At 60.7% G+C, this 23532-nt stretch carries 20 protein-coding genes; 12 read left to right on the top strand and 8 right to left on the bottom strand.

All coding sequences use genetic code 11. The features are described from left to right. Positions 1–656: 656 nt before the first annotated feature. The 4 genes from BerOc1_RS08815 to BerOc1_RS08800 all read right to left on the bottom strand — a co-directional run bounded on the left by BerOc1_RS08815 (position 657) and on the right by BerOc1_RS08800 (position 5900). Positions 657–2390, bottom strand: a complete 1734-nt coding sequence (locus BerOc1_RS08815) for a PAS domain S-box protein (protein WP_071545344.1) — start codon at positions 2388–2390, stop codon at positions 657–659. 582 nt (positions 2391–2972) lie between these two features. Continuing rightward, positions 2973–3710 carry a LutC/YkgG family protein gene (locus BerOc1_RS08810; RefSeq protein WP_071545343.1) on the bottom strand — a complete coding sequence of 246 codons (738 nt, stop codon included), beginning with the start codon at positions 3708–3710 and terminating at the stop codon, positions 2973–2975. Continuing rightward, the gene (locus BerOc1_RS08805) at positions 3703–5154 is read right to left on the bottom strand and encodes a LutB/LldF family L-lactate oxidation iron-sulfur protein (protein ID WP_071545342.1); all 1452 of its coding nucleotides are present in this window, start codon (positions 5152–5154) and stop codon (positions 3703–3705) included. Before BerOc1_RS08805 ends, BerOc1_RS08810 begins: the two co-directional genes overlap by 8 nt. Beyond that, a complete protein-coding gene (locus BerOc1_RS08800) occupies positions 5151–5900 on the bottom strand; it encodes a (Fe-S)-binding protein (RefSeq protein WP_071545341.1) in 750 nt (249 codons plus the stop codon). The genes BerOc1_RS08805 and BerOc1_RS08800 overlap by 4 nt, the downstream gene beginning before the upstream one ends. Before the next feature lie 154 nt (positions 5901–6054). Here BerOc1_RS08800 and BerOc1_RS08795 point away from each other — a divergent pair, with 154 nt between their 5' ends. Beyond that, positions 6055–7020 carry an ABC transporter substrate-binding protein gene (locus BerOc1_RS08795; protein ID WP_071545340.1) on the top strand — a complete coding sequence of 322 codons (966 nt, stop codon included), beginning with the start codon at positions 6055–6057 and terminating at the stop codon, positions 7018–7020. Positions 7021–7096: 76 nt separating this feature from the next. Here BerOc1_RS08795 and BerOc1_RS08790 read toward each other — a convergent pair whose 3' ends face one another. The 3 genes from BerOc1_RS08790 to BerOc1_RS08780 form a co-directional block, all read right to left on the bottom strand. Continuing rightward, entirely contained in the window at positions 7097–9154 is a 2058-nt protein-coding gene (locus BerOc1_RS08790; protein WP_071545339.1) for a methyl-accepting chemotaxis protein, read from the bottom strand. 191 nt (positions 9155–9345) lie between these two features. Then, a complete protein-coding gene (locus BerOc1_RS08785; RefSeq protein ID WP_071545338.1) occupies positions 9346–10578 on the bottom strand; it encodes an HD-GYP domain-containing protein in 1233 nt (410 codons plus the stop codon). A 2-nt stretch (positions 10579–10580) separates the two neighbouring features. Continuing rightward, positions 10581–11720 (bottom strand): HD domain-containing phosphohydrolase, encoded by a 1140-nt coding sequence (locus BerOc1_RS08780; protein ID WP_071545337.1) that lies wholly within the window; start codon positions 11718–11720, stop codon positions 10581–10583. A gap of 453 nt (positions 11721–12173) precedes the next feature. Between BerOc1_RS08780 and BerOc1_RS08775 the strand changes: the two genes are divergently transcribed. The 3 genes from BerOc1_RS08775 (at position 12174) to BerOc1_RS08765 (ending at position 14647) form a co-directional block, all read left to right on the top strand. Next, on the top strand, positions 12174–12935 hold the full coding sequence (locus BerOc1_RS08775; protein WP_071545336.1) for a substrate-binding periplasmic protein: 762 nt from the start codon (positions 12174–12176) through the stop codon (positions 12933–12935). Between the two features lie 136 nt (positions 12936–13071). Further along, a complete protein-coding gene (locus BerOc1_RS08770; RefSeq protein WP_071545335.1) occupies positions 13072–14082 on the top strand; it encodes a GlxA family transcriptional regulator in 1011 nt (336 codons plus the stop codon). After that, entirely contained in the window at positions 14045–14647 is a 603-nt protein-coding gene (locus BerOc1_RS08765) for a DJ-1/PfpI family protein (RefSeq protein WP_071545334.1), read from the top strand. Before BerOc1_RS08770 ends, BerOc1_RS08765 begins: the two co-directional genes overlap by 38 nt. Positions 14648–14732: 85 nt before the next feature. On the opposite strand, the gene BerOc1_RS08760 is transcribed toward BerOc1_RS08765, so the two are convergent. After that, positions 14733–15866 carry a DUF362 domain-containing protein gene (locus BerOc1_RS08760; RefSeq protein WP_071545333.1) on the bottom strand — a complete coding sequence of 378 codons (1134 nt, stop codon included), beginning with the start codon at positions 15864–15866 and terminating at the stop codon, positions 14733–14735. A gap of 807 nt (positions 15867–16673) precedes the next feature. Between BerOc1_RS08760 and BerOc1_RS18850 the strand changes: the two genes are divergently transcribed. From BerOc1_RS18850 to BerOc1_RS08725, 8 genes are all read left to right on the top strand, one after another. Beyond that, positions 16674–17390, top strand: a complete 717-nt coding sequence (locus BerOc1_RS18850; RefSeq protein ID WP_129586515.1) for a hypothetical protein — start codon at positions 16674–16676, stop codon at positions 17388–17390. Between the two features lie 327 nt (positions 17391–17717). After that, positions 17718–18332: a restriction endonuclease subunit S gene (locus BerOc1_RS08755; protein ID WP_129586514.1), complete on the top strand. Its 615-nt coding sequence runs from the start codon at positions 17718–17720 to the stop codon at positions 18330–18332. Between the two features lie 16 nt (positions 18333–18348). Then, positions 18349–19854 carry a type I restriction-modification system subunit M gene (locus tag BerOc1_RS08750; protein WP_071545331.1) on the top strand — a complete coding sequence of 502 codons (1506 nt, stop codon included), beginning with the start codon at positions 18349–18351 and terminating at the stop codon, positions 19852–19854. After that, positions 19854–20729: a DNA damage-inducible protein D gene (dinD, locus tag BerOc1_RS08745; protein ID WP_071545330.1), complete on the top strand. Its 876-nt coding sequence runs from the start codon at positions 19854–19856 to the stop codon at positions 20727–20729. Before BerOc1_RS08750 ends, dinD begins: the two co-directional genes overlap by 1 nt. Position 20730: 1 nt before the next feature. After that, a complete protein-coding gene (locus tag BerOc1_RS19510; RefSeq protein ID WP_071545329.1) occupies positions 20731–20934 on the top strand; it encodes a KTSC domain-containing protein in 204 nt (67 codons plus the stop codon). 41 nt (positions 20935–20975) lie between these two features. After that, positions 20976–22232: a restriction endonuclease subunit S gene (locus BerOc1_RS08735; RefSeq protein ID WP_084641283.1), complete on the top strand. Its 1257-nt coding sequence runs from the start codon at positions 20976–20978 to the stop codon at positions 22230–22232. Positions 22233–22361: 129 nt separating this feature from the next. After that, a complete protein-coding gene (locus BerOc1_RS08730; protein ID WP_071545327.1) occupies positions 22362–23186 on the top strand; it encodes an HAD family hydrolase in 825 nt (274 codons plus the stop codon). Between the two features lie 49 nt (positions 23187–23235). After that, complete coding sequence (locus tag BerOc1_RS08725; RefSeq protein ID WP_014322838.1) at positions 23236–23463, top strand: DUF2188 domain-containing protein; 228 nt, start codon at positions 23236–23238, stop codon at positions 23461–23463. The last annotated feature ends 69 nt before the right edge of the window (positions 23464–23532 follow it).

The following is a 23532-nucleotide window of genomic DNA, read 5'->3' as shown; positions in this document are numbered from 1 at the left end:
CGCCCTCAGACCATTCAAGCCCCCAGGCATCCGCCCGGGGGCTTTTTTTTATGCCTCCGGCAGGCCCTCGCCGGGCGCGAAAGGCGTGCCTCCGGCGGCCGGGGCGCTGCCCCGGACCCCGCCAGGGAACCCTTTGAAAAGGGTCCCCTGGACCCTCCCAAACTTTTTGTGTCGCCTGCGGCGAAGGTGTGAAGCGGGGTGGCCGTTTGTCTTGTGGGAGTTTGGGGTGGGCGGTGTCCCGAAGGGTTCGCGCCGGATGTCCACGGGCCTCGGAGGGCCGCCCGGCGCGAACCCTTCGGGACGGTAGCCAACACCGCAGGCGGGCGTGGTCGAAACTCGATAAAATGGTTTTGCGGCGTTTTCGAACTGTGGCGAAAAGGCATTTCTTACCGGGCTATTTCCTTCCCTAAAAGAAAACCGCGATTTCGGGCAGGGATAACGGCGGGCGATCTTGTGAGAAAACGCACGTCGTCCCATCCGTTCTCCCTGTCCGAAATCGCCAACCGGCACGGCGGAAGGCATCCCTTGCCAGCCTTTCGCGCTCGCATGCTTCTGAGCGAAGCGAATATGGGGGTGCAGGGGGCTTTGCTCCCTGCCGGGTCCAGGGCAGCGTCCTGGTCTCCCCGAAGGGGCCGCCGGAGGCATCCCCGCCCTTATCAGGCGGTTTTCTTATCTCTGGGCAGGGCCACGCGGACCACGGTGCCGGTTTCCGGGGAGGTGTCCATGGAGATGTGGCCGCCGTGCGCTTCGGCGGCGAGGCGTGCGGAGTAGGTGCCCAGGCCGGTGCCGTTATGCTTGCCATGGGTGGAGTATTTATCGAAGAAGGACTGGCGCACCTCTTCGGGCACGGGCAGGCGGTTGCGGATTTCGAGCACGCAGGGGTCGCCGCTGGTCAAGTCCACGCGCACGGGCTGGCCGCCCGAGGCCTCGACCGCGTTTTTGAGCAGGTTGGCGGCCATGCCGTACAACAGGGTGCCGTCGCCCTGTATGATGAGTTGCATGCCTTTGGCGACCTTTTGGCCGTCCAGGCTGGTTTCGACGGAGCAGGCGGGTTCGCGGTGCATGGAGGTGTCGCGCACGGCGCGCATGACCACGGCCAGCCAGTCCACGGGCTGGGGCTGGTGCTCGTAGGTGCCGGATTCGAGCTTGAACAGGGTCAGGGACTGGTTGATCAGGTCCATCATCTGCATGCCCGCCTCCTCGACCACCTGGAGCATCTCCTTCTGACGGTCCGTGAGGTTCTCGTCCTCCTGCATGATGCGCGGCAGGCCGATGATGCCCATGAGCGGCGACTTGAGGTCGTGGCGGACGATGCGTTCCACGTCCTCCTTCAGTTTTTCCGCCGCCCTGCGCGCGGTGATGTCGATCCCGATGCAGAGGATGCCGGTGGCCTGGCCCGTCTCGTCGACCATGACCGAGGTGCCGAGCGACAGGGTGGCCCGGCTCTCGTTGCGGCGCACGACCTCCACCTCGGTGAAGGTGTGGCCCGGGTTGCGTTCGAGCAGGTCCTGGAAATGGGCGCGCAGGTCGCGGTCCTGGTGGTCGGTCTCGGGCAGGAGCAGTCCCAGGGCCTCACGGCCGGTCAGTTCGCCTTCATGGAACCCGTAGAAGTCCAGCCCCCAGCGGTTGATGAAAAAGACCTTGCCCTCGGTGTCCACCTCCAGGACGATGAAATGCGATTGCTCCACCAGGTCGCGGTACAGGCGGCGGCTCTCTCGCAGCCGGTTCTCGGCCTCCACCCGCTGGTCGATGATCCGGTTGCTGGCACGCGCGCCCAGAAAGGTGCCCTGCTCGCTGGTCACCGGCACGCAACGGTGCGACAGCCAGTGCTGGGTGCCGTCGGCCCGGATGATGCGGAAATCCAGGGTGTCCGTGCCCTGGTTCCGGTGCTCCCTGTGCAGGTGCGCCTTGACCATGGGCCGGTCCTCGGGATGGACCATCTCGAACATCAGCTCCGGGTTCTCCATGAACGCGGACCGGGGGTACCCGGTGATCCGCTCGCATGACGGCGACATGTACAGGAATTCTCCGTCCGGGCCGCGCCAGTACTCCCAATCATAGGTGAAGTCGGCCACGGTCCGGAACCGCTCCTCGTTCTTGGCCAGTTTCTCGTTGGCCGCCTTGAGCTGCCGGAAAATCGGCCGGATCTGCAATACTCCCAACAGGATGATGATGGAAACCAGGAGCCCGAGCAGCTCGAAGGCGGGGTCCGGCTGCGCCCGCCCCTCCCAGTACATGTACAGGGTGTGCACCCGCCGGTGGACCATGCCGATCAGACCCGCCGCGATCAGTATCCACGACCAGCGGCGACCCGTTTCCGGGATCAGAAACAGCGCCAGCCCTGCGGCCGTCAGCTGTATGCCTATGGAAGCGATGATGATCAGGTCCATGCATCCCCCTGTTCGTTGCGCCGGAGTCCGTCTTCCCAGCTTACCTCTTAATCCATTGATTAGGCAAATACCATTCATGGATGCCCCCGGAGACATGTCTCCGGCGGCCGGGGCGCTGCCCTGGACCCCCTTCCCAAACTTTTTGTGTCGCCTGCGGCGAAGGTGCGAAGCGGGGTGGCGGATTGTTGCGCGGGGGGAGTGAGAGTGGCTCGGCTGTGCGGTGTCCCGAAGTGCTCGCGCCGGTAGCCAGCGCCGCAGGCGGGCGTGGACGGAACCAGCCAAAGCGGCCTTGCGGCGTTTTCTTACTTCTGACTTATGGGAAAGCGCACGGCGTCACACCCGTTTCCCCTGCCCGAAATCGCCAACCGGCACGGCGGAAGGCGTCCCCGTCGCAACCTTCCGCTGCCGCACGAACCTGAGCGAAGCGAACATGGGATTCTTAAGGCCCTCGGCCTTAAGCGGGGACGCGTCGGGTCTTAGGCCGAGCTTGCTCGGTCTTAGAGCCGTCGACAGCAGCGATAGGGCAGCGCCCTGGTCTCCCCGAAGGGGCCGCCGGAGGCATCCCCGCCTCTGGACTCTCGTTTACCCCGTAATGACGAACAGGTGCATCTCTCTGGGGCCGTGCGCGCCGTGGACGAGTTCGGCCTCGATGTCGGCGGTTTTGGACGGTCCGGAGATGAAGGTGAAGGAAGCGGGCAGGTTGCCGTGGTTTTCGAGCAGGGCGTAGCCTTCGGGCAGGTCGGCCACTAGCCGGTCCAGGGGCAGGACCGCGATGTGGATGGACGGGACCAGGGACACGGCGCGTCCGTGGCCCGGTCCGGACAGCAGGGCGATGGCGGCGCAGTCCGCGGCGCACCAGTCCGCGCCGGTCACGCCGATGTAGGCCTTTTCCGCGACTTCGCGCAACCGTTGCTTGCCCGCGAGTTCGTCCTCGCCCGGGTTGAAACGGGCCACGTCCACGGCGATGGGGTCGTCGGCCAGGTGTCCGGGCAAATCGAGATCGTGGAGCAGGGCGTCGTCGTGCATGAGGACGTGCTTGTCGCCGCCCCATTCGGTTTCCGAGACGCGGGCCAGGTTGGCGATGCTTTGTCCGGCCTCACGGGTGTCCTCGGCGACGTGGACGTTGAGGTTCAGGGGGCCGGCGGCCTGTTGGAGCAGGGCGAGGAGTTCGAACCGTTCCTCCCGGCTGCGGTCGGCGCGGGAGAGCAGTCCTTCCCGTTCGCCTTGGGGGCGGCTGGAGAAGATGGTATCCGCGCCGGGCGCTTTTTTGCGGCCCAGGGCCTTGCGGATGCGCTTGAGGAAGTATTCTTCGTTAGTCATGGTCGGTCTCGCTGAGGCGCTTGGCGTGGTCGGTCTTCCATCGTTCGGCAAAGGTCTTCTTGGCGATGGGCGGGAAGTCGCGGGTGGCGGTCCATTTGGCCAGCGGGCCGACGCCCTTGGAGAGCGCGCCGTTCCTGACGAACGGGGCCTGGGCGATCCGTCCGGCCCTGACCAGCAGGTTGTAGGCGGTGCGGCTGGACATGGCCGCGCTCCAGGCCTTGAAGGCCCGCGCCTCGGTCTTGTCCACGGGCTCGACCTTCCAGGTCTCGTCGCCGTGGGCGAGCATGTGCCTGAGCTCGGAGAGCATGCGCGGCAGATCGTTGTTGACCGGGCAGATGTCCTTGCACGCGCCGCACAGGGACTCGCCCCGGCAGAGGTCGGCGTGTTGGTTGACGCCCTGGATGAGCGGCATGATGACCGCGCCGATGGGGCCGGGGTAGGGGCCGTTGTATGCGTGGCCGCCGATGCGCCCGTAGACCGGGCAGATGTTCAGGCAGCCGCCGCAGCGGATGCAGGACAGGACCTCGCGGAACCGGGGGTCGGCGAGCATTTTCATGCGCCCGTTGTCGATGACGACCAGATGGAATTCCTCGGGCCCGTCGGTCTCGCCGGGCTGGCGGGGGCCGCCCAGGAAGGAGACGTAGGTGGAGACCTTCTGGGCCGCGGCGCCACGCGTCAGCAGGCGCAGGAGCATGTCGTGCTCGGCCAGGGTGGCGGTGACCCGCTCCATGCCCATGAGCGCGACGTGGACCTTGGGCATGGTCGTGGCCATGCGGATGTTGCCCTCGTTGGACACCAGGCAGACGTGGCCGGTCTCGGCGCAGGCGATGTTGCAGCCGCTCAACCCCATGTCGGCGGTCAGGAGTTTTTCGCGCAGGGCCTTGCGCGCGGCTCTGGTCAGGGTGGGCGGGTCCTCGGAATAGGGGATGCCGAGCTTCTCCTGGAACAGCTTGCCGATCTGGCGCTTGTTCATGTGGATGCAAGGGGCGATGATGTGCGAGGGCGTGTCCCCGGCCAGCTGGATGATGTACTCGCCGAGGTCGGTCTCGACCACCTCGATGCCCTCGCTCTCGAGCAGGGGGTCCACGCCGATCTCGGCCGAGGTCATGGACTTGCCCTTGACCACGCGCTTGACGTTGTGCTTGCGGGCCACTTCCAGGCAGTAGTGGCGGGCGTCCTCGGCCGTGGCCGCGAAATGGACGTGCCCGCCCCGGGCGCGGACTTTTTCGGCCAGGGCGGCCAGAACCTCGTCGAGGTTGTCCAGGGTGCGCAGGCGCGCCTCCTTGGCCAACCGGCGGTGTTGCGGGGTGATCTCGTCCCGCCACAGGGCCTGGGAGGATTTGCCGATGCGGTCCTGGATCATGCGGATGGCCGCGTGCAGCTCCTCGTTGCCGATGGCGTCGTGGGCCAGTTCGGCGTAGGTCTTGTCGCTCGGTTGATTCATTGTTTCCCCTCCCCGGCCAGGATTTCGGCGATGTGCAGGGCGCGGACGCCCGAGCCCAGGCGGGAGAGGCGGCCCTGTATGTTCATCAGGCAGCTTACGTCGCAGCCGACCACGGCCCCGGCCCCGGTGTCCAGGATGGTCTTGACCTTGTCGTCAACCATGGCCGTGGAGATTTCCGGGTATTTGACCGCGAAGGTCCCGCCGAAGCCGCAGCAGCGGTCCGACTCGTCCATCTCGATGAGGGTCAGGCCCGGGGTGTTTTCCAGGAGCAGGCGGGGCTGCCTGCGGATGCCCAGTCCGCGCGAAAGGTGGCAGGAGTCGTGGTAGGTCACGGCCCCGTCGTAGCGGCAGCCGAGCTGCGCGCCGGGATCGGTCACGCCCAGGACGTCCACCAGGTATTCGGTGAATTCGAAGGTCTTGTCCGCGACCATGCGCGCCCGGGCCAGCTGGTCAGGCTCGTCGCGGAAGAGCTCGAGGTAGTGGTGGCGGACCATGTGCACGCAGGAGCCGGACGGGCAGACGATGGCCTCGCTGTTTTCAAATATGTCGAGAAACCGGCGGGCGGCCTTGGCCGCTTCCCTGCGGTACCCGGAATTGAAGGCGGGTTGGCCGCAGCAGGTCTGGTTCGGGGGGTAGTGCATGCGCACGCCGAGCCGTTCCAGCACGCGGACCATGGCGTCCCCGGTCTCGGGCGACAGGGAATCCACCAGGCACTGGATGAAAAGGGTCACGGTGGGTCGGGTCATTTCACAAAATCCGGAATGTGGGTGAGGGTGGCAGGGGGCGGATGTTGCACCCTTCGTCCGCAACTTGCAAGTCCTTTAATGTTGCTATAGAAAAACCGACACGTTAGCGAATATTACGGGATTGTCCCGACAGCCGTTCCTTTGAGGGGGTTTCATGAAACGTTGTCTCTGTCTTTTCGCCGTATTGCTCGTTCTGGGCATGGCCGGTCCCGCCCGCGCGGGCAAGGTCCTCATCGACGTCAGCCAGTTCGTCGAGCATCCGGCCCTGGACGCCGTGCTCAAGGGGTTCCAGGATGAGCTCAAGGACGCCGGCATGGACGTCGAATACAAGATCTACAATTCCCAGGGCAACATGAGCATGGCCTATCAGATCGCCACCCAGGTGGCGGCCGACAAGCCGGACATGATCGTGGCCATCGCCACGCCCAACGCCCAGGCCCTGGTCAAGCAGTACGACAAGACCGAGACACTCAAAGGCACGCCCATGCTGTTCACGGCCATCACCGACCCGCTGCTGGCCGGGCTGGTGACCGACTACGAGCATCCGGGCGGCGACGTGACCGGCGTGTCCAACCAGATGCCCATGGACAAGCACGTGGAGATGCTGCTCAAATTCCTGCCGGACATGAAAAAGCTGGGTTTCCTGTACAACGCGGGCGAGATGAACTCCGTGTCCAACCTCAAGCGGATCACGGCCGCCGCCAAGGACCGGGGCATCGAGGTCGTGCCGGTCACGGTGACCAGCTCCGCCGACGTGCAGCAGGCCGCGTCCAGCCTGGTGGGCAACGTGGACGCCATCTACATCCCCACGGACAACACCGTGGTCTCGGCCATGGAAGTGGTCGTCAAGGTGGGCCGCCGCAGCCAAACGCCGGTCTTCGTGGCCGACACGGACTCCGTGTCGCGCGGGGCCATCGCCGCGCTGGGCTTCGACTACTACCTGCACGGCCGTCAGACCGGGGCCATGGCCATCCGCATCCTGAACGGGGCCAAGCCCGCCGACACCCCGGTGGAATTCCAGAAAAAACTCTCCTTCCACATCTACCCGGCAGCGGCCGGGAAGATGGGCGTCGAGGTCCCCGAGGCGCTGCTCAAGCAGGCCGACGTGATCCACAAGTAGGCGCGGACAGCGGACAGACGACAAAGGCCGTCCTTCCGCAGAGGAGGGACGGCCTTTTTTTGCCTGGATGACCGGGCTAGAACCGTTCGAACTCGGCCGCCCCTTCGTCGTCCATGTCCAGGTCCAGGCCCGCGCCGAATCCCTCGAGATCGGCGGGCGAACGGGCGGGCTTGGCCGCCGTGGCAGGCCTGGACGCGGGCAGGGCGGCGGTCGGGGTCTTGCGCACCTGGACCGAGGTACGCTTGTCGCGGTTGCCGTTTCCCACGTTGAAGAAGGACATGGTTTCCTGGAGCTGCTGGCTCTGGCCGGCCAGTTCCTCGCTGGTGGAGGCCATCTCCTCCGAGGCCGAGGCGTTCTGCTGGATGACCGTGTCCAGCTGGCTGATGGCCTGGTTGATCTGGGTCGCGCCCGCGTTCTGCTCGTTGCTGGCCGCAGTGATCTCCTGGACCAGGGAGGCGGTCCGCTCGATGTCCGGGACAAGCTGCCCGAGCATGGTTCCCGCCTTTTCGGCCACCTCCACGCTGGTTGATGAGAGTTCGCTGATCTCGGCCGCGGCCGTGCCCGAGCGTTCGGCCAGCTTGCGCACCTCGGCGGCGACCACGGCGAACCCCTTGCCGTGCTCCCCGGCCCGGGCGGCCTCGATGGCCGCGTTCAGGGCCAGCAGGTTCGTCTGCCGGGCGATCTCCTCGATGATCGAGATCTTTTCCGCGATCTCCTTCATGGCCTCCACGGTCTGCCCCACGGCCCCGCCCGTCTCGCGGGCGTCCGAGGCGGCCTTGGCGGCCAGGGCCTCGGTCTCGCGGGCGTTCTCGGCGTTCTGGCTGATGTTCGAGGCCATCTGCTCCATGGACGAGGAGACCTCCTCGATGGACGCGGCCTGCTCCGTGGCTCCCTGGGACAGGGACTGGGACGAGGAGGACAGCTCGGCGCTGCCGCCGGCCACGTTGCTGGTGGCGGCGTCCACGTCGGCGACCACGGCCTGGAGCCGGGTGACCATATTGTTCAGGGCCTGGGCCAGGATGCCGATTTCATCACGCTGGTCGATGTCCAGGGTGCGGGTGAAGTCGCCCTCGCTCATGCGCTTGGCAAAGGACACTCCCATCAGGATGGGGCGGGTGATCATGCGCGTCAGGCCCCAGGCGATGACAACGCCGAAGAGGAAGGCGATACCCAGTCCCACCGCCATGACCATGGACGCGCTCTCCATGGAGGTCATGGCCGCGTCGGCCCGTTCCTGGGTGGCCTCCACGCCTGCGGTTGCGGTGTTTTGGGCCGCATCGAGCACGGCCTGCCCGCTCTCGTTGCGCTTTCCGTTCAGGTCGCGCAGGGCCCTGGAGTTGTCCATGAACAGCTGCATGGCCGCTTGGTAGCTTTTGCTCGAGGCCCGGATGTTCTCCAGCTGGTGAAGATTTTCCGGCCGCCGGGTGACAGCCTTCAGGTCGTCATATTGTTTTTCCATACGCGGAAAGTCTTCCATGGCGGCTTCCATGATCGTCAGGTCCCGGGTGGCCTGGGACTTGAAGTTGTTGATCCGGATGCCGTTGCACAGGTCGATGATCGCATGGACCATGGAGATCTTGCCGTGCCGCTCGGTGAGCTGGCCCACGGCCGCGCCCGCGGCGATCTCCCTGTCCAGGGTCTGGTTCTGCGAGGCCAGGAAATCCGTGCAGTTCTTCATGAAGGTGGCTGCGGCCGTGTCCATGGTGCCCCTGTTTTCGCCGATGTCCGTGATCAACTGCCGGGTCTCACCCACCAGGCCGTCGTAGGTGGTGACGCCCTGCCCGGCCTTTTCCACGTCCTGCTTCAGTTTGACCAGGCGGGGATACTTTTCGGCATGGGCCTTGGCCCTGCGCAGAATCTCCCCGGTCTCGTCCAGCCGTTTGCGCCCCTCGGTCCAATAGGTCTCGGACTCGCTCAGGGAGTAACCCCTGAATGCGTACATGGCCAGCAGGGCGGCCCGCTCCAGTTGGTTGGCCATGCCCACTTCCGGGACGTACTCCTGGGCAAGTTGCCGCGAATCCTCACTCACGACCAGCATGTCGTAGATGGCTATGCCGCCCAGGGCCGCGGCAATGAGTATCAGGCACCCGAAGCCGAGTCCGAGCTTCAGGCCAAGATTGAGATTCTTGAACATATGCCCTCCAAGGTGCGTGTTTTGCGAGCCGGGGAACAATCCCCGAAAGAGAGTTGGTCCATATGTCTCATTGAATACCGGAATGCGGCAAATGCGGACTATTATATTTATGTTATAAATATATTGCATAGACAAAACGAACCGCAGAGGTCCGTTTTATTGCGGGGGCAGGGGGCTGGAACGCCTCGAGATCAGTGCTCGGGGAAATATTGCACCACGGACCTGGAATCCAGGTAGCCCTTGACCTCGCGGTCTATTTCTCCCGGGTTCAGGGTGCCGGTGATGGTCAGGTCGAGGTCCTCGCCCAGCCGGTAGATCATGGCGTCGTATTTGGGGATGTTCGCGTCGTAGATGACCACTTCCGGCAACAGCGGATTGGCCGGGTCGACCGAGACCACCACGCCCACGTCGCCGGAGTTGAAACGGCAGACGGTGCCGGGCGGGTAGACCCCGAGCATCTTGATGAAAGTCTCCAGGTATCCCTCCTGGAATTCCTTCCGCTTCTTGGTGAACATCAGGGCGAGGGCCTTGTGCGGTGCGAGTCCGCGCGTCACGTCCCGGGCGTTGACCAGCCGGTCGTACGCGTCCGCGATGGCCACGATCTTGCTGAGTTCGGCGATGGCGTCGCCCTTGAGGGCCTTGGGGTATCCCCGGCCGTCGCACTGCTCGTGGTGCTGGTAGACGATCTTCATGACCGCCGGGTCGATGCCGGGCAGCCTGGAGAGCAGCTGCACGCCGGTCATGGGGTGCCGCTTGAAGAGAATCCACCCGGCCTTGCTCAGCTTGGGGCTGGTCGCGATGCCGCCGGGCAGGAGCAGCTGCCCCACGTCGTGGAGCAGGGCGCCCATGCTCAGGGTGTTCATGTCCTCCCTGGACAGGCCCAATTGCTTGCCGAGCATCAGAGACAGGGTCATGACATTGAGGGAGTGGAAGTGCTGCCCCGCGTCCGTGGACGTCAGGTTGATGTGCTGGATGGCCAGGCTGACGTCCTCCAGGAACTTTTCGCCGAAGGCCGTGGCCATCCGCCGGGCGTCCTCGGCGGCCGAGGGGTCCCCGCCCTTGATGGCTTCCAGGATCCACTTGGACGTGCCCAGCCCCTTGCCGAACTCCTCCCTGATTTCGTTGAACCGGGCACGCCGGGCGCGCAACTCCGAGGCCTTTTCCCGCTTGCGCCGGGACTTGGTCACCGTCCCCGTGCTTTGGTTGGCGATCTCCACGTCCCGGTCCTCGGCGAGGGGGGCCGAATGGCTCTTCTCCGGATCGTAGAGTACCGTGGCCCGGCCGATGGCGAGGATGTCCCGCAGTTCCTGGCGGTTGCGTATCTCGAAGTTGGACAGCAGGAAGGGATGGCTGAACCAGGGAATCTCCCTCAGGCTCACATACATGCCCACGGTGAGGCGTTTGACTGAAATCTCCTTGAGCATGGTCAGCCCCCGAGGGCTCCCTCGACGTCCTCACGAATCTGGATGGGTTCCGTGATGTCGAGGAATTCGTCGCAGTGCCGTTGGATGAATTCGATGGTCTTCGGAGTCAGTATCTCGCCGCCCGACAGGAACTTTCTCCGCTGGCCGTCGACCGTTCCGTAGACGTCCTCGGCCACGACCATGCCCGGGGTGAGCCCCAGGGGATAGACAGCCCGCTGGACGGCCTGCCCGGCGTTGCCGACGATGGACTTGAGCTCCTCGTACAACCGCTTGTCGTACCGCTTGCCCCGTTGGTTGAGGATGAAGACCGCTTCGCTCTCGCTTTTGCCGCTCTGGACCAGATAGTGGTAGTCCAGCACCAGCCGGATCATCCGGGCCGGGAGGGGGATGTCGTCGCCCCGGACGTCGTCCTTGGGGTAGCCGCCGCCGTCGTAGCGTTTCAGGACGTAGCGCAGGCTGTGGGCCATTCCCTCGGTCCGGTCGTCGGCCTCCAGCAGGATCACGGCCCGTTCCACGTGTTCGAAGATGTCCCGCAGCGTCTCGGCGCTGGAGTCGTTGCCGCTCATGACCGAGGAGAGCCGCTCCCGGTCGAGGCTGGAGAGGATCAAAAGATAGGCGGTGAACAGTTTCCGAATCCGTTCCGCGCCCCAGCCCACGTTGGAGGCCATGGTCATGAGCAGGGGAAGGACCTGGCGGTGGCAGATGTACACGCAGGGGATGTAGTTGCTGGTGAACTCGACCAGGGAATGGAGGATGGCCTTTTCCTTGTCCGCCTGGATGGAATAGCGCAGGACCTCCTTGTAGTCGTCCACGATCTCGGTGAGCCGTTTTCTGGAGCAGCGGCCGAAGATTGTGGTGTGCGCAGGTATGGAAACGCCCCGCAGCCGGGCCGCGTCCGATAGGGCGGGCAGCAGCAGGATGGCCAGGGCCCCGGGCCAGGTACGGCGGACAAGGGTCACCTTCTTGCGGACCTCCTCCACCGGGCCGACGCCCACATAGATCACGATGCTCGGCGGTTCGATGTCCCCAAGAGTCGCCAGATCGCCTGTGGGGATGCTTCTGACTCTGAATTCGTCCCTGAAAACCGCCTCGACGGCCGTGTGGAACTTTTTGCTTTCATCTATGACGAGCATGTGCAGCATGGGAGTGCTCCTGTGTCCGTATTCGGTTCCGCCTGGAGAAGAGGGCCGCGCCACTTGCGACAACTCGATCCGCAGTAATCTCCATCGTCCGTTCCGATGGCGGAAACGGGTGGTTGAGGCCGTGGTTCTTATATCGGTATAATGATATGCATCCTAGCGAAATCATTTAGTAACTAGTTACAATCGTTAGTATTTCCGTATGCTAATAATATGAATCATGGGTATCTCTGTCAATGGTTGCCGTTTTCGGGCGAGCGGCCGCTTGATCCAGAGCGTCAATCCGTGCGGCTTCGCCTCCCGGGGGAGGTGAGCCCGTTTTTTTCCCTGCCCGTCCACCCCGCATCCCGGCTCCGGGAAAAATAATGGAACCGCCTGACCGCCAGGTGCAGTATATGATTGGAGCAGGAGTCCATGGCAACGGTGCGTGTCACGAGTTGAGCGGAGGGAAGATGGATGAAAAGGATCATGCTTTTCATGCTGATGGCGGTGTTCATGCCGTGTGTCGCCGCCGCCGGCCCGGTCAAGGTGACGTCCGGGGAATACCCGCCGTACACCGGCGAGCACCTCCTCCACGGCGGATTCGTCAACCATGTGCTCACCGAGGCCTTCAACGCCATGGGTTACGAGGTCAGAATCCGGTACTATCCCTGGGCCCGGGCCTTCGCGTTCGCCCGGGAAGGGACGTCCGACGCGGTCTCCTACGTGTACGTGACCGAGCGGCGCGGCAGGGACTACTGGTTCAGCGACCCGGTGACCCACGAGCGGCTGGTGGTCTTCACCAAGAAGGAGACCAGGGTGCCCGAGTGGGAGTCCTTCAAGGATTTCAAGGGACTCCGCATCGGTGTCACCAGGGACTTTTCCTATACGGACGAATTTTGGAGGCTGGCCGAACAGGGGGTCCTGACTCTGGATGTCGCCAACAACGACACCTCCAACTTTGCCAAGCTGATCGAAAAGCGGATCGACGTCTTCTTCGCCGACGAGCTCGTCGGCTTCACGATCCTACGGGAGCGGTTCGCCCCGGCCATCGGCGACATGATCAAGAGCAGCGAACGGGCCATCGCCGAACACACCGGCACCCTCGGCTTCACCAGGGCCACGCCGCGCGGGCGCAAGCTCCGGGACGCATTCAACCGAGGGCTGAAGCAACTCAAGGATTCCGGCAAGTTCCAGGCCATGTACGGCGATCTGCTGGAGGGAAAGTACAACCACTGAGCGGTGGAGCCGGGACGGATACGGGCCGTGAAGGGTACCGCTTCCTGTACGCCGTTGTGTTTCCCGCGACGCTGTTGGCGGGAATTGCGTTTTTTTTGTCATTGCCGCCAAATCATGTCCCTCCTATCATGATCCCATGAAGAAGCGCATGGAGTTCTATTTCTATCCGGGCATGGTGGCCCTCGACGTCACCGGACCGCTGGAGGTCTTCCAGGCGGCCGACGAGCTGCTCGCCCGCAACGGGCGGGAGCGGGACGGTTACGAGATGGTCTTTGCCGCCAACGAGCCCGGCCCGGTGTCCACCTCGTCGGGCCTGCGGCTGCACGCCGAGGTTCGCCCCGGGACGAGGGATGCGGACACGCTGCTGGTGCCCGGCGGGCTGGCTGCCGAGGCTGCCTCGACCGAGGCGGCCAACGTGGCGGCCGTGCGTGCGGCGGCCTCCAGGGCCGAGCGGGTGGTGTCCGTCTGCACCGGGGCGTTTATCCTGGCCGCCGCAGGCGTTCTCGACGGCCGGAGGGCGACCACCCACTGGGCCATGGCGGACCGTCTGGGCGAGCTCTACCCCGAGGTGCGTCTGGAGCCGGACGCCCTTTACGTCCGGGACGGCCGTGTTGCCACCAGTGGCGGGGTCACGGCCGGGATCGACCTCGCCCTGGCCCTGGTGGAGGAAGACTACGGCCCGGCCCTGGCCATCGAAGTGGCCCGGCTGCTGCTCGTCTACCGCAGGCGGCCCGGGAATCAGAGCCAGTTCAGCAGCGCCCTGGCCATGCAGGCCCGGGCGGGCGAGCGCTTCAAGCCGCTCTTCGACTGGGTCGAGACCCATCTCGACCAAAACCTCACCGTGGACCGGCTGGCCGAGAAGGCCAATATGAGCCCACGGACATTCGCCCGCATATTTCCGTCGGAAACAGGCATGAGCCCTGGCCGGTTCGTCGAGCAGATGCGCATTGATCGCGCGCGCGAGCTGCTCGAATCCGGCGCCGAGGGGCTCGATCGGATCGCGCTCCAATCCGGCTTCGGCCGTGAGGAGCGCCTGCGCCGTGCCTTCCAGCGAAGGCTCGGTCTCAGCCCGGCCCAGTACCGGGCCCACTTCCAACAAGGAGAACACCATGACCAAAGGTCTCACTTACGGGATATTCATCTATGAACAGGTGGCGGAGCTGGACTTCGTCGGCCCGCTCCAGGTCTTCAGCGCATCCAACCAGATGTGCGGGGGCGGTCGGGTCGTGACCATCGCGGACTCCGCCCGGCCCCTGCGCGGCGTGGGCGGTTTGCAAATGGTCCCCGATTACAGCCTCGAGGACGCGCCCAAGCTGGACGTGCTGCTTCTGCCCGGCACGGCCGAGGTCGACGAATACGCCCTGGGCAACGCCAAGGCCATCGACTGGGTTCGCGAGCAGTACGACAAGGTCGACTACATGACCGCCGTGTGCACGGGCTCGCTCATTCTGCAGAAGGCGGGCCTGCTCAAGGGGCGCAAGGCCACGACCCACTGGACGCTCATGGACGCCCTGGCCAAGGATCCGGAAGTGACGGAGCTGCCCGAAATGCGCTACGTGCGCGACGGCAAGGTCGTGACCTCCCAGGGCGTCTCGGCGGGCATCGACATGGCTCTGTGGCTGGTGGGGGAGATTTACACCCCGGACCACGCCCGCACGATCAGGAAGATCCTGCAGTACGACCCGGCCCCGCCCTACGCGGCCGAGGTGTAAGGTCCGAGCCGCAGCAACAAAAACGGGTTACGACATACGCCGTAACCCGTTGTTTCGTTTTGGTGCCCGGAGGGGCCGCCGGGTCCTATTTAACCACGATCAGCTCGTAATCCCGGGTGCCCAGCCCGATCTTCTCCGCATGGTCCATGCAGGTCTTCCATTCGGACTCGGGCTTGGAATTGGTGAAGTGGTCGTGGTGGTCCACGAAATCCTTCTTGGCCAGGTTGTCCGCGAGCTGGCTGCCGGGCAGCGGGGTGGCCTTCATGCAGGCGTCCACGCAGGCCTGGTCCAGGGCCAGGGGGTCGGCGGAGGCCAGCATGCCCAGGTTGGGCAGGATGGGCGCGTCGTTCTCGCCGTGGCAGTCGCAGTTGGGGGAGACGTCCACGATCAGGGAGATGTGGAACTGCGGGCGGCCGTCGACCACGGCCTTGGTGTACTCGGCCATCTTCCGGTTGAGGTCGCCGATGGCGGAATCCAGGCCAAAGGCGATGGCGTCGAAGTTGCAGGCACCCAGACACCGGCCGCAGCCCACGCAGTTGTCGTGGTTGATGCGGGATTTCTTGGCCTCGGCGTCGAAATGCAGGGCGTCGTTGGCGCATTCCTTGAGGCAGGCGCGGCAGCCCACGCATTTTTCCTCGTCGATGTCCGGCTTGCCGCCGCTGTGCTGCTCGGTCTTGCCCGCGCGGGAGCCGCAGCCCATGCCGATGTTCTTGATCGTGCCGCCGAAGCCGGTCATCTCATGGCCCTTGAAGTGGGTCAGGCTGATGAACACGTCGGCGTCCATGATGGCCCGTCCGATCTTGGCCGCCTTGACGTATTCGCCGCCCTCAACCGGAACCTCGACGTCGTCGGTGCCCTTGAGGCCGTCGCCGATGAGCACGGGACAGCCCACGGTCAGGGGCGTGAAGCCGTTTTCCCAGGCGCATTCCAGGTGCTCCAGGGCGTTCTTGCGCTTGCCCGGATACATGGTGTTGCAGTCGGTCAGGAACGGCTTGCCGCCCAGCTCCTTGACCAGGTCGGCCACGGCCTTGGCGTAGTTGGGCCGCAGATAGCTGATGTTCCCCAGCTCGCCGAAGTGCATCTTGATGGCCACGAACCGGCCGCCCATGTCGATGTCGCCGATGCCCGCCTTTTTGAGCATCTTTTTGAGCTTGGTGGGCAATCCGTCGCCGAACGCCTTGGTCCGAAAGTCCGTGAAGTAGACTTTTGCTTTCTCCATTTTTCCCTCAACTTTTTTGAGTTAAAACTTGCCGAAGCAAAATTGATTGCATGCAGTTTTGGGGGCGATCCCCCACCCATGTGGACGGAACGCCCCACCATATCATTTTTTTCCCCGGATGACTGCCCCGGGAAAACATGTTGGAATTGCTATAAATTTGGTGTTTACAACCGGTGCGGTGTCACAAAGTGGCAAACCGGACGGCCTGAGGCCATGCCGCGGGACGATACCGTCTCCCAAGGCCGTGTCTCCCGAGGTGCCGCGCGCAAACCGCCGAAGCGGATTCATCCGAGGCCTGTTCATAGCAGCACCAAACGGTGTTGCGGAATACGCGATCCTCCGGTTTTTTTGCCTGATCCTGTCGGTGGACTCCTTTGTTGCGGCGTGGGGCGTTGTCCGGCGAGACAATGGCCCAGGTCTTCCCAAGGAGGCTCCGATGAAAAAGAAAAAGCCCCGGGATCAAATGAGTCCGGGGGTGTTTCCGCGTTCATCTGCACGCAAAAAACGGGTCACGGCGCAAACCGTAACCCGTTGATTTGTCAGTGGCGTCCCCAAGGGGGTTTGAACCCCTGTTGCCGGCGTGAGAGGGTATACTGAAAACCACGGGAGGCCGCTTACCTACGTGATTTCAGCCATTTGCAAACGCCACCAACGCCACGAAAAGCACGTTTGACACGCATGGAGCCACGGGCGAGCCACGTGGAAATGGGGCCCCTTTGCAATCTCAGGCGAGGCTATCGACTTTCAAATAATTGTTGACAACATTTATTCTTTATCATATTGTAATATAAAAGAAAAGAGGTTAACATGGCCACCTGCACCATTTCTCATGACGACTTCGTGTGTTTCTTGGGCCCCAAGGTCCGCAATAATATCAAGGAAACTACCCGGCCATATAAGAAAAATGCTGTCTGTGATTGTTGCGGAAAAAGGAGATCGTTGCAATCCGCTCATCTGATGACCAGAAAAAGAAATGATATCATAAAAGAATGTTTGGAGCGTTCTGAAAAAGTAGGTTCCGAATATTCTATTGAAATAGATGAAACGGTTCATCTGATAGAGGTGTCACATTATCCCATATCAGAAACATGTGCATTTTTGTGTAAAGAATGCCATGGGAAGTATGATAATGAAGATGAAGAAACTGTTTCCAAGGTCAATCACGCTATTTACAGAAAAAACAGAATAAAATCTTTTGTTGAGATAAAGGGAACAAAGTTGCCAACAGCCTTGGGCAATAAAACAAGTAAAGATTATTTGTTTCTTGTCATGGGCATATTGGTTCAAAAACTTTCACAAAAGGATATTGGTCTTTTGCAGGATCAGGTCTTTTGTCGAAAAGTATTGGGTTTGGGGCATCCTGTTTTGACGACAGATCCCTTCAAGGTCTTTGATGCCAAAGGACGGCGGCGTTATTATAACGACGCCTTGGGCAAATACTTTTTGTGCATGGAATGGAAAAAAGAGAACTTTCCCCTGCTTGCCAGGATGCTGAACGATTACAGCATCAAGTATTCAAATTGATTTTGAGCAGGACGAGATGAAGCCCAGCCGATCAAAATCGACCGATCGAGAACAATTCCTTTCAAGAAATGGTGCCTGTTAGGGGGGGCACACGGGCAATCGAAAGTGTCTGCTTAATGACCTTTCCCGCAATTAGACATCCGGCCCCTCCCCCCCTCTGCCTTCATTTCGACAATCCTCACGCTCCAATTGGTGATATATTGGACGATCTCACAGGACGCTGACCATCAGGGCCGAGAAGTTCGCCGAGACATACTTGAAATATTTTTTGCATCAAAATGCAAACTGCACTTGACGAATCGATCTCGCTTACTTATATCGAAACACATGATTCAAGAAAAAACAAAAAGATTGGTGCATTCAAAATATCAATCGGCTTCTTTGAAGCGCGTGGCGAAATTGTTCGCCGGGCATCCGTTTCGGGGCAGGATTGAACACGATCCGGAAGGCACGATATCCGTGGTCCAGCTTAAGAATGTGGACCCTGTTCTGGGGGTAAACGAGAATCGGTTGCCCAAGGTCGTGCCGACTGGGCGCCGCCGCCCTACTTTTCTGGAGCAAGGGGATATCCTTTTCGTGAACCGGGGGATGCGGTTTTTCGGGGCGCTGGTCGACAAGCCGCTCAAGAAAGCCGTCGCCGCGCCGCATTTCTTCATTATCAAGGCCAACCCCGCGTTGGTTCGTCCGGACTATCTGGCCTGGTTCCTGAACAGCAAGCAGGCCCAGCGATATTATGGGCAGTGCGCGGCCGGGACGGCCTTGCCGCATATCACCCGAAAGACGTTGGAGGCGCTTCCGGTTCCGGTGCCGTCTCTCGAAAGGCAAGCGCTGATAGCCAAGGTCTACCAGTGTGGTTTGCAAGAAAAAATTCTGACGGAGCGGATCGTGGAGCAGCGGGAATTGCTGTTGTCCGAGATACTGGACGCCGCATCGCAAGAGTAAAATTAACGGAGAATATATGACCACCACCAAAGTGAACCAGAAAGAGATCAATGATATCCTTTTCAAGGCGTGCGACACGTTCCGGGGCATCCTCAACGCCAGCCAGTACAAGGATTATATCCTGGCGATGCTTTTCGTGAAGTATCTCTCGGACGTTTACCGCGAGCGGTATGACGAGTTGAGCCAGCAGTTCAAGGGCGACAAGGAGCGCATCGGGCGCCGTCTGGCCAGGGAGCGTTTCGTCATGCCGGAAGGGTGCACCTTCTATGACCTTTTCGACCAGCGCAACGCCACCAATGTGGGTGAGGTCATCAACACCACCTTTGAGAAGATTGAAGACGCGAACCGTGCCAAGTTGCAGGGCGTCTTCCGCAATATCGACTACAATTCCGAGGCGAATCTCGGCAAGACCAAGGACCGCAACCGCCGTCTGAAGAAGTTCCTGGAGGACCTCAATGACCCTCGCCTGGATCTGCGCCCGTCGCGGGTGGGCAACCTGGATGTCATCGGCAATGCCTATGAATACCTTATCGCCAACTTCGCCGCCGGTGCGGGCAAGAAGGCCGGGGAATTCTACACGCCGCCGGAGGTCTCGGAGTTGATCGCGGAACTGGTTGATCCCCAGCCGGGCGAGCGCATCTGCGATCCCGCCTGCGGTTCGGGCTCGTTGCTCATCAAGTGCGGCAACCGGGTCCGCCGGACGTCCGAGGATTTTTCCCTGTACGGGCAGGAGATCAACGGCGAGACCTGGGCGCTCGCCAAGATGAATATGTTTCTGCACGGCATGGACCGGGCCAGGGTCGAATGGGGCGACACCCTGCGTGAACCCAAGCTGATCGAGGACGACACCACCATGAAGTTCGAGGTGGTGGTGGCCAATCCGCCCTTCTCCCTCGATAAGTGGGGCTACAAGTCGGCCCAGAGCGATCCGCATAATCGGTTCCATCGCGGCCTGCCGCCCAAGTCCAAGGCGGATTACGCCTTTATTTCGCACATGATCGAGACCACCACCCTGGAATCCGGGCGGGTCGGCGTGGTCGTGCCGCACGGCGTGCTTTTCCGGGGCGGCGCGGAAGGCAAGATCCGGCAGCAGCTCATTGAGGAGAACCTTCTGGATGCCGTCATCGGCCTGCCCGCCAACCTGTTCTTCGGCACGGGCATCCCGGCGGCCATCCTGGTGTTCAAGCGCAATCGGCCTGACAAGGATGTCCTGTTCATCGACGCCAGCCGGGAATACGCCGACGCCAAGAACCAGAACAAGCTGCGCCCCGAGGATGTCCGGAAGATCGTGGACACGTACAAGGCCCGCGAGTTCGTGGACAAGTACGCCTATGCCGCCGGGTTCGATGAACTCAAGGAGAATGATTTCAACTTGAATATCCCTCGCTATGTGGACACCTTCGAGGAAGAGGAAGAAGTGAACATCGCCAAAGTACAGGGCGAGATCGAGGAACTGGAAAAGGAGCTGGCCGAAGTCCGCAAGGAAATGGCCGGATACCTGGAAGAGCTGGGGGTGCTGTAATGACCAGGGAACGAAGCGTCGAGAAGGCGCACCACCTGACTTTTGAAGAGCTGAAGCTTCAGGACGAGAACGGGGATGATTTTTGGCTGGCCCGCCAGTTGTCGAAAGTGCTTGGCTACGGGGAATACCGCAACTTCCTCCCCGTCATAGAAAAGGCTAAAACGAGCTGTGAAAACAGCGGTCAGCCGGTGTCCGATCATTTCGTGGAGGTCCACGAGATGATCGCCCTGGGCAAGGGGGGGCAGAGGGCCATGGAGTCCTATGCCCTCAGCCGCTACGCCTGTTACCTGATCGTGCAGAATGCCGATCCCTCAAAGCCGGTCATCGCCAATGGGCAGACCTATTTTGCCATCCAGACCCGTCGGCAGGAACTGGCGGATGACGAGTCGTTCCAGCAGCTCAAGGAAGAAGAGAAGCGGCTGTTCTTGCGCGAGGAGATGAAGGAGCACAACAAGCAACTGGTGAAGGCCGCCCAGCAGGCCGGGGTCGAATCCGGCCTTGATTTCGCCATCTTCCAGAACCACGGCTACAAGGGATTGTACGGCGGCCTCGACGCCAAGGGCATCCATCAACGCAAGGGGCTGAAAAAGAGTCAAAACATCCTCGACAACATGGGCAGCACTGAACTTGCCGCCAACCTGTTTCGTGCCACGCAGACCGAGGAGAAGCTTCGGCGCGAGAACATCCGGGGCAAACAAGCGGCCAACCAGACCCATTTCGAGGTCGGCAAGAAGGTCCGCCAGACCATCAAGGAGTTAGGCGGAACCATGCCCGAGGAACTGCCCGTGCCGGATGAGGATTTGGCAAAGGTCGCCCGACGGGTAAAGGCTGCGGAAAAGAAGGCGCTTGAAACCAAGGGAAAAGAGGAGGAATGACATGCAGCATCACTCGGTGTCTTCAAGAGCGATCAGGTCCATCGGTTATGATGAGGTCTCCATGACAATGGAAGTAGTCTTTCGATCTGGATCAACTCGGTACCGTTTTTGTGGTGTGCCGAAATCCGTTTTTACCGCCTTTTTAAATGCCGGTTCAAAAGGATCATATTTCCATAGGCATATTAAAGATCATTACCACTGTTAGACTGATCGTAGTGAGTAAATGGTAAATATTTCAATATCAGCATGGGTATAGCGATGGTTTTTAAGTCCACCCCTTGGCCATTAAAGATGGTCTCTTCGCAGGGACAAGTGCAAGCAGGTCGTCAACGCTCTCCTCATTTTGTTGAGGGTAAGATGAGGTGTTATCTTAGAGTTGCCAATGTATTCGATGGGTTCATCGACACCTCGGATATAAAACAAATGCCCTTTTCAGATAAAGAATATGAAATCTATAAGTTAGCCCAGGGGGACATCCTCCTTAATGAAGGGCAAAGCCTTGAGCTTGTTGGCCGCCCAGCAATATATGCAGGAAAGCCTGCAAGCTGCTGTTTTCAAAACACTTTAGTACGTTTTCGACCAGGGCCAGAATGTGATCCTAAATATGCTTTGCAGCTTTTTCAGCTTTGCCTTCAGATTGGTGTTTTTGCATCCATAGCAAGTCAGACGACTTCGATAGCACATCTAGGAGTTAAACGTTTTTCCCGGTTAAAGCTTCCTTTCCCACCGAAAAAAGAGCAACAGGCCATTGCCACAATTTTGTCCACCTGGGACCGTGCCATCGAGAAGGCCGAGGCCATAATCGAGGCCAAGGAGCGGCGGAAAGCGGGACTCATGCAGCGGCTCCTGACGGGCAAGGTGCGGTTCGGGGAATTTGTGAAGTCCCAGGCACGGCAGAAGACCAAGTCTTACGACCTCCCAGAGGACTGGGGGTATCCGACCATCGGGGATATCGCTGTGGCGGTATCGCAGAAGAACGGAACGAAAACCTCGCTCCCGGTGCTTTCCTGCACCAAACATTCTGGCCTCGTCGATTCCCTGGCCTACTTTGGAAAGCAGGTCTTCAGCAAGGACCTGTCCACCTACAAGGTTGTTCCGAGAGGGGCCTTCGCCTACGCGACGAACCATATCGAAGAGGGGTCCATCGGATATCAAGACCTTCATGACAAGGCCCTGATCAGCCCCATGTACACGGTCTTCAAAACATCGGGTGTCGTTCACGACGGTTTTCTTTTCAAGTTGCTGAAGACCGAATGGTACCGCCACATATTCCAGACCCGGACAAGCGCATCGGTGGATAGACGAGGGAGCCTTCGTTGGAAGGAATTTGCCAAAATTCACATCCCGTTGCCGAGCATGGAAGAACAGGGAAAAATCGCCGAGATCCTCGACAAGGCCGAACAGGAAATCGAGGAACACCGCAATCAGCTCGTCGCCCTCAAGGAACAGAAAAAGGGTCTCATGCAGCAATTATTGACCGGAAAAGTGCGAGTAAAATCATAACGCGTGCAAATTAAAATTAACTATAAAAGATAGTTGTGAGCACGCGGCGTGAAGGCTTGGCTTCGGCGACCGGAGAGGGTATATTTTGAAGTCTAGAAAAAATCTAAAAACAATTCTGAAGGGGGCCGCATGAGCTTTCGCAAACAGAGAATTGCATTTGTCTACGACTTCGACGGCACGCTTGCCCCTGGGAATATGCAGGAATACGACTTCATCCCGAAACTCAAACTGACCAGTAAAACGTTCTGGAATGAGGTGAAAAGGCGCGCCAAGGATCAGCAGGCAGATGAAATTCTTGCCTACATGTATCTGATGCTTCGAAAGGCCAAAGAAAACGACATGAGGGTCACGCGGCAGGACTTCAAGCAATACGCCAAGGGTATCGAGATGTTCCCCGGGGTATCGGGGTGGTTTGACCGAGTTGACGACTATGCCAAAGAGAAAGGGCTGATTCCCCAACATTACATCATCTCCTCCGGAATACGGGAAATGCTTTTGGGAACGAGCATTGCCAACAAGTTTACCGACGTGTTCGCTTCGTCGTTCATGTACGACCAACATGGCGTCGCCGAGGCCCCCGGGCTTGCCGTCAACTATACGACCAAGACGCAGTTCCTGTTTCGGATCAACAAGGGGGTTCGGGACATCTGCGACAACAAGAAAATCAACCAGTATATCGAGGCCGATCAACGAGAAGTGCCGTTCACCAATATGATTTTCATCGGTGATGGGGCGACGGATGTCCCGTGTATGCGGCTTGTCAAAGCGCAGGGAGGACATTCCATCGCTGTGTATAAACCGAAGACTTCGAAGGAGCTTGCCGAGCAGTTGAGGAGCGAAGGCCGGGTTCATTATGTGGCCCCGGCGGACTACTCGAAAGGGAAGCACATGGACAAGATCGCCCACGCCATCATCGACAAAGTGGCGGCGTATTGGGCGGCAAAGAAGTTATAAATTTCGCAACCGGACAACCGGAAAATGAGCACCAAAGGAGGTGAGATCAATGAGTGGTAAAGACATGCATGTCACGCCCCATCCTGATGGCGGCTGGCAAGGCAAGAAAGGCGGCGCAAAGCGCGCTTCCTTCAAAGCCGAAACCCAGGCCGAAGCTCGGGAACGAGCCATTGACCAGGGGAAACGGGAAGGCCTTGAGGTCAGCATTCACGGAAAGGATGGAAGAATCCGTGAAAAAAACAGCTACGGCAACGACCCATACCCGCCCAAAGGGTAGCTGGCTAGGAGAAGGGAAATGATTGAAGTCCACAAGAAAAGCGGCCTGATGCTGGAACCATCAGACCGC

Source organism: Pseudodesulfovibrio hydrargyri (assembly GCF_001874525.1).
In the GTDB taxonomy this organism is placed as follows: domain Bacteria; phylum Desulfobacterota; class Desulfovibrionia; order Desulfovibrionales; family Desulfovibrionaceae; genus Pseudodesulfovibrio; species Pseudodesulfovibrio hydrargyri.
The sequence above is the reverse complement of the archived record's forward strand: the minus strand, read 5'-3'. Positions and strand labels throughout refer to the sequence as shown.

What these genes read in the sequence shown, in the direction of transcription:
- BerOc1_RS08810 (WP_071545343.1), bottom strand. Translation starts at nt 3,710, where the DNA reads ATGACTAACGAAGAATACTTCCTCAAGCGCATCCGCAAGGCCCTGGGC.
- BerOc1_RS08750 (WP_071545331.1), top strand. Translation starts at nt 18,349, where the DNA reads ATGACCACCACCAAAGTGAACCAGAAAGAGATCAATGATATCCTTTTC.
- dinD (WP_071545330.1), top strand. Translation starts at nt 19,854, where the DNA reads ATGACCAGGGAACGAAGCGTCGAGAAGGCGCACCACCTGACTTTTGAA.
- BerOc1_RS08735 (WP_084641283.1), top strand. Translation starts at nt 20,976, where the DNA reads ATGGGTATAGCGATGGTTTTTAAGTCCACCCCTTGGCCATTAAAGATG.
- BerOc1_RS08760 (WP_071545333.1), bottom strand. Translation starts at nt 15,866, where the DNA reads ATGGAGAAAGCAAAAGTCTACTTCACGGACTTTCGGACCAAGGCGTTC.
- BerOc1_RS08765 (WP_071545334.1), top strand. Translation starts at nt 14,045, where the DNA reads ATGACCAAAGGTCTCACTTACGGGATATTCATCTATGAACAGGTGGCG.
- BerOc1_RS08805 (WP_071545342.1), bottom strand. Translation starts at nt 5,154, where the DNA reads ATGAATCAACCGAGCGACAAGACCTACGCCGAACTGGCCCACGACGCC.
- BerOc1_RS19510 (WP_071545329.1), top strand. Translation starts at nt 20,731, where the DNA reads ATGCAGCATCACTCGGTGTCTTCAAGAGCGATCAGGTCCATCGGTTAT.
- BerOc1_RS18850 (WP_129586515.1), top strand. Translation starts at nt 16,674, where the DNA reads ATGGCCACCTGCACCATTTCTCATGACGACTTCGTGTGTTTCTTGGGC.
- BerOc1_RS08815 (WP_071545344.1), bottom strand. Translation starts at nt 2,390, where the DNA reads ATGGACCTGATCATCATCGCTTCCATAGGCATACAGCTGACGGCCGCA.
- BerOc1_RS08725 (WP_014322838.1), top strand. Translation starts at nt 23,236, where the DNA reads ATGAGTGGTAAAGACATGCATGTCACGCCCCATCCTGATGGCGGCTGG.
- BerOc1_RS08775 (WP_071545336.1), top strand. Translation starts at nt 12,174, where the DNA reads ATGAAAAGGATCATGCTTTTCATGCTGATGGCGGTGTTCATGCCGTGT.
- BerOc1_RS08770 (WP_071545335.1), top strand. Translation starts at nt 13,072, where the DNA reads ATGAAGAAGCGCATGGAGTTCTATTTCTATCCGGGCATGGTGGCCCTC.
- BerOc1_RS08730 (WP_071545327.1), top strand. Translation starts at nt 22,362, where the DNA reads ATGAGCTTTCGCAAACAGAGAATTGCATTTGTCTACGACTTCGACGGC.
- BerOc1_RS08780 (WP_071545337.1), bottom strand. Translation starts at nt 11,720, where the DNA reads ATGCTGCACATGCTCGTCATAGATGAAAGCAAAAAGTTCCACACGGCC.
- BerOc1_RS08790 (WP_071545339.1), bottom strand. Translation starts at nt 9,154, where the DNA reads ATGTTCAAGAATCTCAATCTTGGCCTGAAGCTCGGACTCGGCTTCGGG.
- BerOc1_RS08755 (WP_129586514.1), top strand. Translation starts at nt 17,718, where the DNA reads ATGATTCAAGAAAAAACAAAAAGATTGGTGCATTCAAAATATCAATCG.
- BerOc1_RS08785 (WP_071545338.1), bottom strand. Translation starts at nt 10,578, where the DNA reads ATGCTCAAGGAGATTTCAGTCAAACGCCTCACCGTGGGCATGTATGTG.
- BerOc1_RS08800 (WP_071545341.1), bottom strand. Translation starts at nt 5,900, where the DNA reads ATGACCCGACCCACCGTGACCCTTTTCATCCAGTGCCTGGTGGATTCC.
- BerOc1_RS08795 (WP_071545340.1), top strand. Translation starts at nt 6,055, where the DNA reads ATGAAACGTTGTCTCTGTCTTTTCGCCGTATTGCTCGTTCTGGGCATG.